Annotated in this window: 14 protein-coding genes; 9 read left to right on the forward strand and 5 right to left on the reverse strand. The window is 68.4% G+C overall.

All coding sequences use genetic code 11. The features are described 5' to 3' along the window. Nucleotides 1–170 precede the first annotated feature (170 nt). The 4 genes from ACZ50J_RS08200 (at nucleotide 171) to ACZ50J_RS08215 (ending at nucleotide 3,409) form a co-directional block, all read left to right on the forward strand. The gene (locus tag ACZ50J_RS08200; RefSeq protein ID WP_464300778.1) at nucleotides 171–1,346 is read left to right on the forward strand and encodes a serpin family protein; all 1,176 of its coding nucleotides are present in this window, start codon (nucleotides 171–173) and stop codon (nucleotides 1,344–1,346) included. 122 nt (nucleotides 1,347–1,468) lie between these two features. Further along, nucleotides 1,469–2,206, forward strand: a complete 738-nt coding sequence (gene rpsP, locus ACZ50J_RS08205; RefSeq protein ID WP_464300779.1) for a 30S ribosomal protein S16 — start codon at nucleotides 1,469–1,471, stop codon at nucleotides 2,204–2,206. A gap of 4 nt (nucleotides 2,207–2,210) precedes the next feature. Beyond that, a complete protein-coding gene (locus ACZ50J_RS08210; RefSeq protein WP_325549904.1) occupies nucleotides 2,211–2,447 on the forward strand; it encodes an RNA-binding protein in 237 nt (78 codons plus the stop codon). A gap of 170 nt (nucleotides 2,448–2,617) precedes the next feature. After that, nucleotides 2,618–3,409, forward strand: a complete 792-nt coding sequence (locus ACZ50J_RS08215; protein ID WP_464300780.1) for a DeoR/GlpR family DNA-binding transcription regulator — start codon at nucleotides 2,618–2,620, stop codon at nucleotides 3,407–3,409. A 42-nt stretch (nucleotides 3,410–3,451) separates the two neighbouring features. Here the strand turns inward: ACZ50J_RS08215 and ACZ50J_RS08220 are convergent, their stop codons facing one another. From ACZ50J_RS08220 to ACZ50J_RS08235, 4 genes are all read right to left on the reverse strand, one after another. Continuing rightward, nucleotides 3,452–4,288: a class II fructose-bisphosphate aldolase gene (locus ACZ50J_RS08220; RefSeq protein WP_464300781.1), complete on the reverse strand. Its 837-nt coding sequence runs from the start codon at nucleotides 4,286–4,288 to the stop codon at nucleotides 3,452–3,454. A gap of 108 nt (nucleotides 4,289–4,396) precedes the next feature. Then, a complete protein-coding gene (locus ACZ50J_RS08225; RefSeq protein WP_464300782.1) occupies nucleotides 4,397–5,326 on the reverse strand; it encodes a 1-phosphofructokinase family hexose kinase in 930 nt (309 codons plus the stop codon). After that, nucleotides 5,323–6,246, reverse strand: coding sequence for an ROK family protein (locus ACZ50J_RS08230; RefSeq protein ID WP_464300783.1), 924 nt, complete (start codon nucleotides 6,244–6,246; stop codon nucleotides 5,323–5,325). Before ACZ50J_RS08230 ends, ACZ50J_RS08225 begins: the two co-directional genes overlap by 4 nt. Further along, nucleotides 6,243–7,127: an SIS domain-containing protein gene (locus tag ACZ50J_RS08235; RefSeq protein WP_464300784.1), complete on the reverse strand. Its 885-nt coding sequence runs from the start codon at nucleotides 7,125–7,127 to the stop codon at nucleotides 6,243–6,245. Before ACZ50J_RS08235 ends, ACZ50J_RS08230 begins: the two co-directional genes overlap by 4 nt. Nucleotides 7,128–7,304: 177 nt before the next feature. On the opposite strand from ACZ50J_RS08235, the gene nagA reads away from it, so the two are divergent. Genes nagA through trmD form a run of 3 tightly spaced genes read left to right on the forward strand, consistent with a single transcriptional unit; the run spans nucleotide 7,305 to nucleotide 10,119 of the window. Continuing rightward, nucleotides 7,305–8,420: an N-acetylglucosamine-6-phosphate deacetylase gene (gene nagA, locus ACZ50J_RS08240; protein ID WP_464300785.1), complete on the forward strand. Its 1,116-nt coding sequence runs from the start codon at nucleotides 7,305–7,307 to the stop codon at nucleotides 8,418–8,420. Between the two features lie 5 nt (nucleotides 8,421–8,425). After that, on the forward strand, nucleotides 8,426–8,938 hold the full coding sequence (rimM, locus tag ACZ50J_RS08245) for a ribosome maturation factor RimM (protein WP_464300786.1): 513 nt from the start codon (nucleotides 8,426–8,428) through the stop codon (nucleotides 8,936–8,938). A 2-nt stretch (nucleotides 8,939–8,940) separates the two neighbouring features. Further along, entirely contained in the window at nucleotides 8,941–10,119 is a 1,179-nt protein-coding gene (gene trmD, locus ACZ50J_RS08250; RefSeq protein ID WP_464300787.1) for a tRNA (guanosine(37)-N1)-methyltransferase TrmD, read from the forward strand. A gap of 8 nt (nucleotides 10,120–10,127) precedes the next feature. Here trmD and ACZ50J_RS08255 read toward each other — a convergent pair whose 3' ends face one another. Continuing rightward, nucleotides 10,128–12,029 (reverse strand): DUF5107 domain-containing protein, encoded by a 1,902-nt coding sequence (locus tag ACZ50J_RS08255; protein ID WP_464300788.1) that lies wholly within the window; start codon nucleotides 12,027–12,029, stop codon nucleotides 10,128–10,130. 211 nt (nucleotides 12,030–12,240) lie between these two features. Between ACZ50J_RS08255 and ngcE the strand changes: the two genes are divergently transcribed. Further along, a complete protein-coding gene (gene ngcE, locus ACZ50J_RS08260; protein WP_464300789.1) occupies nucleotides 12,241–13,668 on the forward strand; it encodes an N-acetylglucosamine/diacetylchitobiose ABC transporter substrate-binding protein in 1,428 nt (475 codons plus the stop codon). Then, on the forward strand, nucleotides 13,665–14,651 hold the full coding sequence (locus tag ACZ50J_RS08265) for a carbohydrate ABC transporter permease (protein ID WP_464300790.1): 987 nt from the start codon (nucleotides 13,665–13,667) through the stop codon (nucleotides 14,649–14,651). Before ngcE ends, ACZ50J_RS08265 begins: the two co-directional genes overlap by 4 nt. Nucleotides 14,652–14,665: the final 14 nt, after the last annotated feature.

The following is a 14,665-nucleotide window of genomic DNA, read 5'->3' on the forward strand; positions in this document are numbered from 1 at the left end:
AAGGGGAACTGATGAATCGTCGGCAGGCTCTTCAATCGCTCGCTCTGGTGTCTCTGGGCACCGCATTGGCGGGCTGTTCGTCCAGCTCAGGGGCCGCGCCCTCGCCGTCCGGGAAAACGTCTGGTGGCTCTGGTGATTCGACGGGTACGGCAACGCCGGACAGCAATGGCGTGCTGGCCGTCAGCGCCGCCCGGATGACACCCGGTCCGAACGCTCGCGCCGGCGCCGACCTGACCGGGTTCGGCGTACGAGTGCTGCTCAAGACCACCACGATCGGGGAGACCGACAACGGCTCGATCAGCCCGTACTCCATCTACGCGGCGCTCGCCATGACCGACGCCGGCGCGCGCGGCGCCAGCCAGCGACAGCTCGCCACGGTGCTCGGGGGAGACCAGCAGCGTCAGGCCGGGAACATCACGGCGATCGACGCCGCGGTGGCGAAGGCGATCAAGGCCAGTGGCACGAACAAGGACTCCGCATCCGTGGTGCAGGCCGCGAACTCGCTGTGGCCGGACAAGGACCTGGCGGTGCACAAGGACTACCTGCACGCGCTGGCGACCGGCTACGACGCCCAGCTGCACGTCGTCGACTACAAGGGTGACGCGGCCGGCGCGCTGCGCCAGATCAACGGGTGGGTCAGCGAGCGCACCCACGGTCTGATCCCGACCCTGCTCACCGCCAAGGATGTGACGCCGCGCAGCCTGCTGGAGTTGGTCAACGCCCTCTACCTGAAGGCGTCGTGGCAGGAGCAGTTCGGCACACCGAGCGCTCCGCGTGCGTTCACCACCGCGACCGACACGACGGTCCAGGTGCCCTACATGAAGGCCGAGTCCCGCACCCCCGTGGCGGCCGGCAGCAACTGGCAGAGCGTCACGATCCCGTATGTCGGGGGCGGTCTCGCGATGACGATCGTCCTGCCGGCGAAGGGCGCGTTCGGCGCCGTGCGCAAGCAGTTGGCGACCGTGTTGCCGAAGGCCGTCAAGGGGACCGCCGACGGCAAGGTCACGCTGACCATGCCGCCGTTCTCGATCGACACCCGCAGCCAGTTGGTCCCCGCGCTGGAGGCGCTGGGCGTTCGCGACCTCTTCGGAGCGGGTGCCGATCTGTCCGGCATCGCCGGCAAGCCGGGCGACATCAAGGTCAGCTCGGTCACCCATCAGTCGATCGTGAAGGTCGACCAGCACGGCACCGAGGCCGCGGCCGCGACGGGCGTCGGCATGGAGCCGGGCGCCGCGCCGTCGCAGCTGCCCAAGACGCTCGACGTGGACCGCGCGTTCTTCTTCGCCATACATGACACGCAGACCGGTGCGCCGCTCTTCCTCGGCCAGGTGGCAGATCCTTCCTGAGCCGGTTCGGCCCGATTGGGCAGGGGGCCCGCACTCTGGCAGAATGACGGGCGTACCCGTGCGCCCGTCGGCCCTCTCACCGGTGGTGTCGCACGCCTACCCCCGAGCAACGGCTCCCCGGTGTGTTCCCCACCCCGGTCTCGCCGCTGCTCTTCATCATGAAGGAGACCACTCAAGTGGCCGTCAAGATTCGTTTGAAGCGCTTCGGCGCCATCCGCAACGCTCAGTACCGCATCGTCGTCATGGACTCGCGCACCAAGCGCGACGGCCGTGCGATCGAGGAGATCGGTCTCTACCACCCCAAGGAAGAGCCGAGCTTCATCAAGGTGGACTCCGAGCGTGCACAGTACTGGCTCGGTGTCGGCGCGCAGCCGACCGAGCAGGTTGCCGCGATCCTCAAGGTGACCGGTGACTGGCAGAAGTTCAAGGGCGAGCCGGGCGCCGAGGGCACCCTGCGCGTCGCCGAGCCGAAGGCGTCCAAGAAGGACCTCTACGAGGCTGCCCTGGCAGCTGCGCAGAACGCCGCCGACGACTCGGGCAAGGGGTCGGCGACGACCTCCCGCAAGAAGGCCGAGCCGAAGGCAGGCGACGCCAAGGCTGCAGAGCCGAAGGCCGAGGAGGCCACCGCGCCGGCAGCGATCGTCGACGGCGGTTACGGCGCCGACTCCGCGGCACCGCTCGAGGACGGCGCTTCGCCGGACCCGAAGGTGTTCACGGTCAAGGGCAACAAGGACTCGATGAAGTTCCACACCACCGACTCCCGGTGGTACGAGTCCACGGTTGCCGAGGTGTGGTTCAAGACGGCCGAGGCCGCTGAGGCTGCCGGCTTCGCCGCGCCGGGTGCCAAGTCCGAGGACTGAGCCCGTGCTGGAGGAAGCTCTCGAGCACTTGGTCAAGGCCATCGTCGACAACGACGAGGACGTCACCGTGCGTCACTCGAACGGTCGACGCGGCGAGCTGCTGGAAGTCCGGGTCCACCCGGACGACCTCGGCCGAGTGATCGGCCGGTCCGGCCGCACCGCTTCGGCGTTGCGCGAGGTCGTCAAGGCCCTTGCCGGTGGCAAGAACATCCGAGTGGACATCGTCGACACCGACCGGTGAGATAGCCACTCGTTCGAAGGGGTATGGCGTGAGCAGTCGCTCGCGGCATACCCCTTCGGCATACCTGCGGCGAGTTTGCGGGAAATGCGTGCAGGTGACTCGACAACTGCAGATTTTTGACGCAAACTTCGGTTTCAGGAGCACCAATCATCACATGACTGGAGTGGGTAGTGCGTAAGCACGAGCGGTTCAACGCGATCTTGGAACGCATCGCCCAGGACGGCTCCATCGACGTGGAGCAACTGGTCAGCGACTTCGGGATCTCGCCGGCGACGGCGCGGCGCGACCTGGACGATCTGGCCGACCAGCAGTTGATCTCGCGCACCCGCGGGGGAGCAGTGGCCGGGTCGGTGAGTTACGACCTGCCACTGCGCTACAAGAACGCGCGGCAGTCGGACCAGAAGCGCCGCATCGCCGATTACGCGGCGAACCTGATCGAGCCGCAGTCGGTGGTGGGCTTCAACGGCGGCACCACGACGACCGAGGTGGCGCGCAGCCTGTCGTCGCGGGCGGATCTCGCCGAAGGTGAGGCGGGCGCCCTGCATTCGGTCACGGTGGTGACCAATGCGCTCAACATCGCCAGTGATCTGGCTGTCCGGCGGCAGCTCAAGGTCGTCGTGATCGGTGGGGTCATCAGGCCCCAATCCTTCGAATTGGTAGGGCATTTCGCGCGTCCGGTGATCGAGTCCATGACCATCGATCTGCTCTTCATCGGTGTCGACGCCGTCTCGGCGAAGTATGGCGCCGCGACGCGCCACGACGACGAGGGCGAGATCAACCAGGCGATGACCGGACGCTCCCAGCGCGTGGTCGTCGTTGCGGACAGCAGCAAGCTGGGCAAGCGGGCGTTCTGCACGATCTGCCCACCGGCCCAGATCGACATGTTGCTGACCGACGACGGTGCCGATCCGGTCGTCGTCAAGGAGTTCGAGGCGGCCGGCATCGAGGTCGTGCAGGTCTAGACACCCGACTCCCGTCGGCCGTCGTCGCATCGACCCGGCCGATCAGATCAGGCGCAACAGCCGTTCGACCTCTGCCGTCATGGCCGCGCGTCCGGCTCCCAGGTAGGGCCGCGGGTCGACCTTCTCCGAAGCCGCCATCGTCTCGCGCACCGCTTCGGTGAAGGCGATGTTGAGGGCGGTGCCGACGTTGATCTTGACCATCCCGGCGGCGACCGCGGCCTGCAACTGAGCGTCCGGCACCCCGGAGGATCCGTGCAACACCAGGGGCGTGCCCGTCGCATCGCGGAGCGCACCGATCAGCTCGTGGTCGAGGGTCGCGGACTTGTCGGTCATCGCGTGGCTGCTTCCCACGGCCACCGCGAGAGCGTCGACACCGGTGGTGGCGACATACTCCTTGGCTTCGGTGGGGTCGGTCCGGACCCCGGCAGCGTGCGCGCTCGCCGGTGCGTCGGGTTTGCCTCCGACATAACCGAGTTCGGCCTCGACGAAAAGCCCCGCATCGTGCGCGCGACGGGTGACGTCCGCGGTCGATGCGACGTTCTGCTCGTAGGGGAGTGCGCCGGCATCGAACATCACCGAACTCGCGCCGAGCTCTGCCGCCCGCAGCGCGAGCGAGGCGTCCGTGATGTGGTCGAGGTGTATGGCGAGCGGCACCTCCGCGGCCTGCGCGACGGCGACCGTCGCGGCCATGATCGGCCGCGGGTCCCGGTGGAAGTCGAGCGAGTTGTGGCTCAACTGCAGGATGCACGGTCGCCCGGCCGCGGTCGCCCCGGCCGCGATGGCTTCGGCGTGCTCGAGCGTCACGACGTTGAACGCGAAGACGCAGGAGCGCGAATCACGCGCAGCGGCAACGAGATCGGCAGTGCTGGAGATCGTCATGTCACAAGCCTCGCAGAGTGTCGGATGACGAACCCGGGGTCCCCACGAAGTATTCGGGGGAGCGCAGCGGAGGAGAAACTTCGTGGGGTGGAGCGGTGGCGGTGAGTGTCACGGTTGGATCTCCTCGATCGTGGTGCGGTCCTCGTGTTCGTCGGCGACCCGCAGGTCGAGCACACCGGCGGTCGGCGTCGCGACGGCCGCAGCGGCCCAAGCGGACGCGCGGCGCAGCCGGGCGGGCCAGTCGAGGCCGTCCGCGGTGGACGCGGCAAGGCCGGCGGTGAAAGCGTCGCCGGCGCCGGTCGGGTTGCCACGGACCGCTGCGGCGGGGTGTACGACATACCGGCCGGACGACGTGACGGCCACGACGCCCTCTGCCCCGCGGGTGATGACCACGTCACCTGCACCGTGCGCGCGGAGCGTGGTGGCGGCGTTCACGACGCCCGGCAGCGAGTCGGTCGGCACACCGGTCGTCGTCGCGGCTTCGTGGTCGTTGATCTTGACGATGTCGGGGCCGGCCGGCAGCGCGGCGGCGAGGGCCGGCCCCTCGCAGTCGAGGATCACCGGGACGGCGGCGCCGCGACAGAGCGCTACGAGTTGGCCGTAGGAGTCGTCCGGCACACCGCCGGGCAGACTGCCGGAGATCGTCACGACGTCCGCATCCTGCAGGGAGGCGGCGAATGCCGTTTTAAATGCGGGCCATTCGGCTTCGGTGACGATCGGTCCCGGTTCGTTCAGAACGGTGGCCTCATCCTCGGCCACCACGGTCACCGTCTGCCGCGTCGAGTCGGCGACGGGGCACAGCCCATGCGCGATCCCTGCAGCGTCCAGACCTGCGATCAACTCGGCGCCGACGCTGCCGCCGACGAGTCCCGTGACCCGGGACGGGATCTGCTGCTGCGTGAGCACAGCGGCGACATTGACGCCCTTGCCGCCCGGGCGGCGCCGAACGGTTCGGACCCGGTGCGACGCGCCCGGCCGTAGCGCGGAGACCGTGTAGGTGACGTCGACCGCGGGGTTCAGGCATACCGCCACGATCACGGCGTGGCTCCGGCTGCCTCACGGGCCAGGATGCCGGCCCCCAGCAGTCCGGCGCGCCCGCCGAGCGGTGACGCGACCAGTGCCGGCGCACGACGCCACGGCATACCGGATTCGAATGCGGCGCGGGTCGGTGTGATGAGTGCGTCGCCGGCCTGGGACAGCCCTCCGGCGAGAACCACACGCGCCGGGTCGGTGATCAACGCGCCCGCGACCAGGCCGCGTGCCAGGGTCGCGGTCACCACCTGCCAGACGGCGGCTGCGTCCGGATCGTCGTCGAGGCGAGCGACGATCTCGGAGCTCTCGAGCGAACGGCCGGAGCGCTCGGCATACAGGCGCGCGACGCCGCGTGCGGAGGCGAACATCTCCAAACAGCCGAATGCACCACAACGGCAACGCGTTTCGAGATCACCGACCGGGATGTGCCCGATCTCCCCGGGTATGGCGGCGGCGCCGCGCACCACCCGGTCACCCGAGATCACCACGGCAGCGATGCCGGTGCCCAGCACCACGATCAGTGCGTCCGACACGCCCTGGGCCGCACCCATCGTCGCCTCGGCGAGGCCGGCGGCCTGCACGTCGTGGCCGATGGCGGTCGGCAGGTCGACGGCGTCCCTGATGATGTCGCGCAGCGGCACGTCGTGCCAGCCGATGTTGCTCGCGTATCGAGCGATGCCCGCCACGGTGTCGACGACTCCCGGCACGACCAGTCCGACGGCCCGTACGGGGGTGTCGGCGGAAACGGCAGCTGCGACGCGGTCGACGACGAGCTCCCGGATGGCGCTCACGACCGCGTCGGGGCCATGGTCGAACGGGGTCGGCACGGCGCGCCGCAGCGTCTCCGTGCCGGCCGTGTCCAGCACGGCAGCCTTGATCGAGGTCCCGCCGACGTCGACGGCGAGGACCAGATCGCGATCACTCAAGACAACACCACGGAGCGCGTCAGCGCACGAGGCTCATCGGGGTTCTTGCCGGACGCCTCGGCAAGCGCGACGGCAACCCGCTGTGCCGTCGTCAGCGCGGCCATGGCGTCCGTGTCGCTCTGCACGAATCGTGCTCCGGTGGCGGCGACCTGGTCGGCCAAGCCCTCTGGCGCCTCGCCGAAAACCCATACGACAGAGCGCTCGTCGACGATGCTGATCGGCCCGTGACGGAACTCCATCGCCGGGTAGGACTCTGTCCAGGTCTGCGACGCCTCACGCAACTTCAGGGCTGCCTCGTTGGCGAGACCGACGGTCCAGCCGTCGCCGAGGAAGCTGAACTGCGTCGCGCGGACCAGCTCGTCGGCCAGGGGCGCGGCGAGCTCGGTCTCGGCGTCTTTGATGGCCGCGGTCAGGTCCTCGCCGAGGGCCGCACGCCACCAGGCGAGCACGCTCGTGGCGAAGCGCGTCTGCACAACCGACTTCTCGTCGGCGAAGCCGAGCAGCACGTGATGGGTCGCCAGGGGCACGACCGGGTGGTCGACCTCCGTGGTGACGACGGTCGAGCGCTGGTCCGGACCGAGCCGGCGCAGCAGATCGATGACCTCACTCGTCGTCCCGGACCGGGTGATGGCAACGACGCGGTCGTACTTCCGGTCGACCGGGAACTGGGACGCGGCGAAGGCATCGGTCTCGCCCTGACCCGCCTCCTCGCGGAGCACCGCTGCCGACTGCGCCATGAACCAGGACGTGCCGCAACCGACGATCGCGACCCGCTCACCGGCAGCAGGCATCGCCTCGGCGGACTCGGGAGTCGCGGCAACCTCGGCGGCGCGGCGCCATACCTCGGGTTGGCTGGTGATCTCTGCGGCGACGTGCGACACGGTCGGACTCCTTCACGGTGGGTACGAATCGTCGATCGTGTCGACGGATGACGGTTTGTGCGCGATAGACGTAAGTTTAACGCATCTTCATTCAAGACTTGCTGCACTCGGTGCAAGTTGCACCGGGTCGGCACGCTGGCCGAATGCCGTCGCGGGTCGTGGTGTTCGATGGACCGCATGGCAGAGGTAGCGCTGAGCGACGCGCGGGTGGTCACCCCGGACGGAATCATCGACGGAGGTCTCCGCATCGAGGAGGGCAGGATCACGGCGGTGGGCGCGGAACTCACCGGTGGTGAGTCCCTGTCCGGCGCACTGGTCGTGCCCGGTTTCGTCGACATCCACGTGCACGGCGGTGGCGGTCACGACATGAGCGCGTCACCAGCCGATCTGGCCGGCGCGGTCCGATTCCACCGCGGACACGGAACGACGACGTCGCTGGTCTCCCTGGTCACCGCACCGGTCGACGCGCTCTGCCAGCAGCTGAGCTGGGCGGCGGATCTGGCCGATGTCGGTGAGATCGCCGGTGCGCACCTGGAGGGGCCGTTCCTCTCGCACGTGCGATGCGGCGCACAGAACCCCGACCATCTGCTCGAGCCGGACCTCGCCGCGTTCGGCCGGATGGTGGAGGCCGCGCGTGGTCACCTGCGGGTGATCACCGTCGCACCGGAACTCCCGGGCGCGCTCGAGCTCATCGATGCAGCCGTGGCGGCCGGGGTCGTGGCGGCAGTCGGCCACACCGACGCGTCATACGAGCAGGCGCGTGCGGCCTTCGATCACGGCGCGACGCTCGCGACCCACCTGTTCAACGGCATGCGGCCCATCCACCACCGCGAGCCCGGGCCGGTGCTGGCCAGCCTGGACGCGGGTGTGGCCTGCGAGACGATCAACGACGGCATCCATCTGCATCCGGCGGTCCTGCGTGAGGTGCTGGCGCGCGGCAACGACCGGCTGGTGCTCATCACCGATGCCATCGATGCGACCGGTGTCGGCGACGGCGAATACGTGCTCGGTGGTCAGCGGGTGTGGGTGCGTGACGGCGCGGCGCGGCTGGAGAACGGCTCGCTCGCGGGGAGTTCGCTGACGATGGACAGCGCATTCGCACGGGCCGTCCGCAACGGTGTCGAGCTCGCCGAGGCGTCGGTGGCCGCGTCGGCGAACCCGGCACGCGTGATCGGTCTCGACGACCGCGGCGACCTCGCCCCGGGCAAGCGGGCCGACCTGCTGGTGCTGGACGCGGACCTCGCGGTGCAGCGGGTCATGCGAGCGGGTGCGTGGACGGACGCCCCACAATGACGGACATGAACGACGTCCTCATCGCACGGATCGGCAAGCCGCACGGTCTCAAGGGAGAGGTGACCGTGCGCCTGCACACGGACGCACCCGACGAGCGGTTCGTCATCGGAGCCGTCTTCCACACCGATCCGGCCGCCAAGGGTCCGCTGACGCTGCGAACGCACCGCATCCACAACGGGATTCACCTGCTCTCTTTCGAGGAGGCCGCGGACCGAACGGCCGCGGAAGGCCTGCGCGGCACGCAGCTGCTGGGGGCCGCACAGGACAACGACGACGAGGACGCCTGGTATGCCGAGGACCTGATCGGGCTGACCGTCGTCGATCCGAAGGGTGTCGAGCTGGGCACGGTGGTGGAGTTGCACGACCGACCGGTGCAGGACCTGCTCGAGGTGCGACTGGTGGGCGGCCGGACGGGCTTCGTCCCCTTCGTGGAACAGATCGTCCCGGAGGTCGACGTCGACGCCGGTCGGATCGTCGTGGACGCTCCTCCTGGCCTGCTCGACCTGTCGGAGGCGTGAGCATGCGCATCGACGTCGTCACGATCTTCCCCGATTACCTTGCACCGCTTGACCTTTCGCTGATCGGCAAGGCGCGCCGCGACGGGCGGATCGACCTTCGGGTGCACGACCTGCGCGACTTCACCCACGACCGGCACCGCACCGTCGACGACACGCCGTATGGCGGCGGCGCGGGCATGGTCATGAAGCCCGAACCATGGGGAGAGGCGCTGGCGCATGTCGTGCAGGACGCCGGAACGCGCCCGGTGCTGATCATCCCGGGACCCGGAGGTGAACGCTTCGATCAGTCGATCGCGCGCGACCTCGCCGAGCGGGACCACCTCGTCTTCGCCTGCGGACGCTACGAAGGCATCGACGAGCGCGTCTATGAACGCGCGGCCGCCGACTACGACGTGCGGGTGTTGTCCTTGGGCGACTACGTCCTCAACGGCGGAGAGGTCGCCACGCTGGCGATGACCGAGGCGATCGCCCGGCTGATCCCCGGAGTCATCGGCAACGCGCAGTCCTTGGTGGAGGAGTCGCACGAGGACGGTCTACTGGAATACCCCGTCTACACCAAACCCGAGCACTGGCAGGACCTTTCGGTGCCCGACGTGTTGCTTTCCGGTGACCACGGCCGGATCGCGGCCTGGCGCCACGAGCAGCGGTTGGAGCGCACCGCGGCACGACGACCGGATCTGTTGCGCCCGGCGGCGGCCGCCGGCGCCGAGGATCTGCAGATCACCGTTGCGACCCCGGCGGATGTCGGCGAGCTGCTGACACTGACGCATGCGTGTTGGCTGCGCGAGGGGATCGTCAACCAGTCGCTGAACATCCCCGCCCAACACGAGACGGCGGAGTCGCTGACCGCATCGCTGCGCGAGTGGACCACGTATGTCGCCAGGGTCGACGGTCGGATGGTGGCCTCCGTGCGCGCCCGTATCGACACCGCAGGCGGGCGTGGCGACACCGAGTGGGACATCGGTCGGCTGATGGTCGCCCCCGACCTGCGCGGGCGCGGATTCGGTCGCCACCTGCTGGAGTTCATCCAGCAGGTGGCGCCGGAGGCCGTCACGTCATACACGCTGTTCACGGGGGTCAACAGTGAGGACAACCAGCGGATGTACCGCAAGGCGGGCTTCCGGATCGCGCGGCGTGAGGTTCCGGAGGGCGCGGTCGCGCTGGTGAAGCGCCGTCGCTGACCGCCCGCTCAGTCGCCGGTCATGCTGAAGTCCAGCTGCGCCGGGACCGGGCGGTCCGGGCACACCTGACGCCACAGGTCGCCGATCGCCCGATCGCCCTCCGCGAGATCGGGCACCTCGAGATCGGAGAGCAGCTCGGCGGCCTCAGCATCCCGGCCGAGGTCGCGCAGTGCCCGGGCACGCAAGAGACGGGTGCGTCCGTGGTCGCGGAGCTCCGGGTTCGCGGCATCGACGGCCTGCAACGCATCCGCTGCTCGACCGGCCGACAGCAACAGCGTCACGTGCTCGGTCAGCAGCCCACGGATCGCGGGATCGAGGTCACGCGCGCGCCGGTAGTGCAGCGCCGCCTCGTCCACATCGTCGGTGAGCACGGCCAGCCCGCGCAGTGCGACGGCGGTCTCCCGGTCCTCGATGCTCTCGCGGTAGTGCTCGCGTGCGGACTCCGTCGCACCGGCCAGATGGTCGACGACGCCGAGCGCGTAGGAGCGCCACCAGCCGGCTGCCGACCGCTGGATGACCCGCTGCCAGCGTTTCGAGATCAACGGAAGCAGCGGCCCGTCGATCGGCTCGCCGGCCAGCAGAGCTGCCGCGAGCCGACTGTCGTCGTCGACCTCTGGGAAGGTCAGGCCGTCCGGTGCCGCCTGCTGCCGGAGCGCGAGTTCGGCCTGGCCCCAACCGGATCCGTCGGAGAGCGCTTCCTGCGGCATACGGGTCGCGTAGTCGGTGAGCCAGCGACGGTGCCATTCCTCGAGGTCCGCGATCGGCACGGCCGACTGCACCGCATCGGCAGCGGCCTGCGCCGCCGCACCGAACGCACCGGCCGCGGCGGCCGGATCCAGCGACGCCGGGCCGAACGCCTCGGTCCAGGAGCGCTGCGACGAGCCGTCGATCAGGTCGTGCTCGAGTTGTGTGGCACAGACGCCCGCCTGGATCTCGGCATACGACTGGTCGTCGACCAGCCAACGTTGCCACCGGCGCCCACCCGGCGCGTGGCCCCAGAGGAAGAGCTTGCGGCCGTGCAGTTCGGCCGTGGCGGTCTGACAGAAGCCGGTGCCGTCGGCCTCCACGGAGGTGATCGAGCGCCCGGACTGCTCGGCGACGTCGAAGAAGTAGTCGGCCGACGCGCTCGACGCCGCCGGGTAGCTGATGTCGATCGTGTCCTCCGGGCGGGGGACCGGCACCAGGTCGAGCGACCCCGAGTAGCTGGTGCGCCATGCCTGCGTGGCCGGAGTGAGCACGCGCGTCGCCTCGGTCTCGGGGACGGCGATGTTGGTCCAGTAGTAGAGCGGCTTGGCCTCGGCGTCCGGGTTGATCACCCGGGTCGACACCAGCAGGCGGTCACCCGCCAACGTGAGGTCGAGGCTCAGGATCAGGTCACGGGTGCGCTCCCACTCCCACAGCCGCAGCGCCTGGCCGGTCGGTGCATCCACGATCGCCGCGTGCATCGGCCGGCAGGTGGTGGTCGCGTGCCCGGTGGAGCCCAGGTTCCATTCGATGCCGCCCGCGAACCACGCGTCGGTCAGTGCGAAACCGGCGAACCGCAGCCGCTCCGGGACCAGCAGCAGCTCGCGATCGGCCCGCAGGTCCCGCAGCGACCACACCCGCCCGCCCAGGGTCGGCAGCACGGTCGCGCGCAGGATCCCGTTGTCCAGCGTGATCGACGGCAGCTCCAGCGGATGGTCGCCGCGGTCGTAGTCGCTCTGCACGCCATACGGCAGGGGAGTGTGCAGGCGGCCGCGGGCGACACGTTCGCGCATCCCGTCGGGTGCGTCGGCGGCGAGCGACGTCGTGGTCATCGCCCGCACCGGGCGGTATGCCGGCAGCGGACTGGTCGGTCCCAAAAATGCGCCGGACACGGCGAGGCGGGTGGCCCGCACTCGGGTGGTTGCGGCAGAGTCGGTGTAATGCATCAGGCCTCGCGTGGTCGCGGTGACGAAGTGGTGGACAAGCGGTGAAGCAGGGGTTGGGGTGCCGTTGCCGATCTGTGATCGTTTATGAGCCGAAACCGGCACATACTGGCAAAACTAATCATATTGTTGCGGGCGTACAGTCACCGGCCTTTCGGAGGTCGGACCCATCCCCGGCTGTGCCTTGGCTAGTTCAACTGGAGGTAACGCGGCCATGACTCACATCGACTCAACGGTCAAACGCCGGACGGTCATGCGCACTGCGCTGGCGGCCGGGATCGCCTTGCCGGTCGGGGGCGCACTCGCGTCCTGTGCCGGTGGCGGTAGCAGCGGCACAGGCAGCGGTGGTGGCAAGAAGTCGGCGACGGGCAAGACGTCCGCCGACAACCCGTTCGGTATGGCGGCCAACAGCAAGGTCGATGCCGTGATCTTCAACGGCGGTTACGGCACGGACTACGTGACGTTCGCCGGCAAGGTCGTCGAGAAGAAGCACCCCGGCAGCACCGTCAAGGTGTCCCCGTCGACGCAGATCGCGCAGCAGTTGCAGCCGCGCTTCGTCAGCGGCAACCCGCCGGACCTGATCGACGACTCGGGTGCCAACAGCATCGGCCTCAACACCATCGCCGACAAGCTCGAGGACCTGAGCTCGGTGCTCGACGCGAACAACTTCGAGGGCACGAAGATCTCCGACACCCTTTACCCGGGCGTCAAGGAACGTGGCCTCGTGGGCGACAAGATGGTCGCCCTCAACTACGCCATGACCGTCTACGGGCTCTGGTACTCCGGCAGCCTCTTCGAGGCCAACGGCTGGACCGCGCCCAAGACCTGGGACGACCTGCTCGACCTCGGTGGCAAGGCGAAGGCGAAGAAGAAGTACCTCTTCGTGTGGGGCAAGGAAGCCTCGACCTACTACCGCACTCTGGTGATCGACTCCGCGGTCAAGGAGGGCGGCGACGAGGTGCGCCTCGCGCTGGAGAACCTCAAGCCGAAGTGCTGGTCCCTCCCGGCGATCCAGGGTGTCCTGGCCAAGCTGGAGGAGATCGTCAAGAAGGGCTACATGAAGCCGGGCGGTGCGGGTACTCAGTTCACCGCCGCGCAGGCTCAGTGGAGCAACGACGAGTCGGGGATCCTCTATCCGTCGGGGTCGTGGATCGAGAACGAAATGAAGTCCCAGACCAAGAAGGGCTTCAAGATGCTGGGCATCCCGGAGCCGACGCTGACCAGCTCGAGCAAGATGCCGTTCGAGGCGCTCAACGCGGCACCGGGCGAGCCGTTCGTCGTTCCCAGCCAGGGCAAGAACGTCGCCGGCGGCAAGGAAGTGCTGCGCGCGATGCTCTCCAAGGAGGCCGCGACCAACTTCGCCAAGACGAAGCTGGCACCGACCATCGTGAAGGGCACCGTGCCGGCGAGCGGCTTCGGCTCGACCGCGCTCCAGTCGCAGATCAAGATGCTCGACGCGGCCGGCGACAAGGTCTTCAACATCCGCTTCGTCGACCTCTACGGCATGAACCCGGACCAGCTGAACCCGTGGAACAGCTTCCTGTCCGGTCAGCTGGATGCCAAGGGCCTGACCAAGGCGATGCAGCAGGTCACCGACAAGGTCGCCAATGACTCGTCGGTGAAGAAGGTCAAGATCTCGTGACCGGAGTTCCGGTCGCAGCGCCTGCCACCACCCCCAAGCGGGGTGGTGGCAGGCGCACGCAGCCGTCGCGCATCGGTTTCCTGCTGGTCACCATCGGCCTGCCGCTGGTCATCTACATCGGTTTGGTGATCTGGCCGTTCATCCAGGCGATCTATTACTCGTTGACCGACTGGGGCGGCTTCTCCAGCTCGATGAACTTCATCGGCCTGGACAACTACACGTACATCTTCGGCGACGACATCTTCCGGCAGGCGCTGCGCAACAACATCATCCTGGCGATCATCGTGCCGTTGCTGACGGTGATCCTCAGCTTCCTGCTCGCGACGATGGTCACCGTCGGTGGTTCCAACACCGGTGCGGTGCGCGGCCTCAAGGGCTCGAACGTCTACCGCATCGTCTCGTTCTTCCCCTACACGATCCCGGCGATCGTCATCGGTGTGATCTGGGCGCAGATCTACGACCCGTCCAAGGGCATGCTCAACGGTGTCCTCACCAAGCTGCCCTTCGGCATCGGTGGACACTTCGAGTCGTTCGCCTGGCTCGGCGAAGTGAAGTCGGCAATGCCGGCGTCGATCTTCGTGATCATCTGGGGCTTCGTCGGCTTCTACATGGTGCTGTTCGTCGCTGCCATCAAGGGCATTCCTGCCGAGCTGTACGACGCGGCCCGTATCGACGGGGCCGGGCGGCTGCGGACCATGTGGTCCGTCACCCTGCCGATGGTGCGCGAAACCGTGCAGACGGCATACGTCTATCTCGGCGTGGTGGCACTGGATGCCTTCGTCTACATGGCCGCGCTGAATCCGACCGGCGGTCCGAGTAACTCGACATACACAATTTCCCAGGACCTCTACAAGACCGCGTTCACCGAGGGACACTTCGGCCGCGCCAGCGCCATGGGTGTCGTGCTGGCCGTGCTGACCCTCGCGTTCTCGGCGATCGTCTTCGGAGTCAACCGGCTGATCGCCAAGCGGGAGGGCGCGTGAGTTCGCAACTTGAC

The organism is Flexivirga sp. G2 (assembly GCF_055397625.1).

Coding starts and splice junctions, on each gene's coding strand:
- ACZ50J_RS08220 (WP_464300781.1), bottom strand. CDS start 4,288: ATGACGATCTCCAGCACTGCCGATCTCGTTGCCGCTGCGCGTGATTCG.
- nagA (WP_464300785.1), top strand. CDS start 7,305: ATGGCAGAGGTAGCGCTGAGCGACGCGCGGGTGGTCACCCCGGACGGA.
- rimM (WP_464300786.1), top strand. CDS start 8,426: ATGAACGACGTCCTCATCGCACGGATCGGCAAGCCGCACGGTCTCAAG.
- trmD (WP_464300787.1), top strand. CDS start 8,941: ATGCGCATCGACGTCGTCACGATCTTCCCCGATTACCTTGCACCGCTT.
- ACZ50J_RS08255 (WP_464300788.1), bottom strand. CDS start 12,029: ATGCATTACACCGACTCTGCCGCAACCACCCGAGTGCGGGCCACCCGC.
- ngcE (WP_464300789.1), top strand. CDS start 12,241: ATGACTCACATCGACTCAACGGTCAAACGCCGGACGGTCATGCGCACT.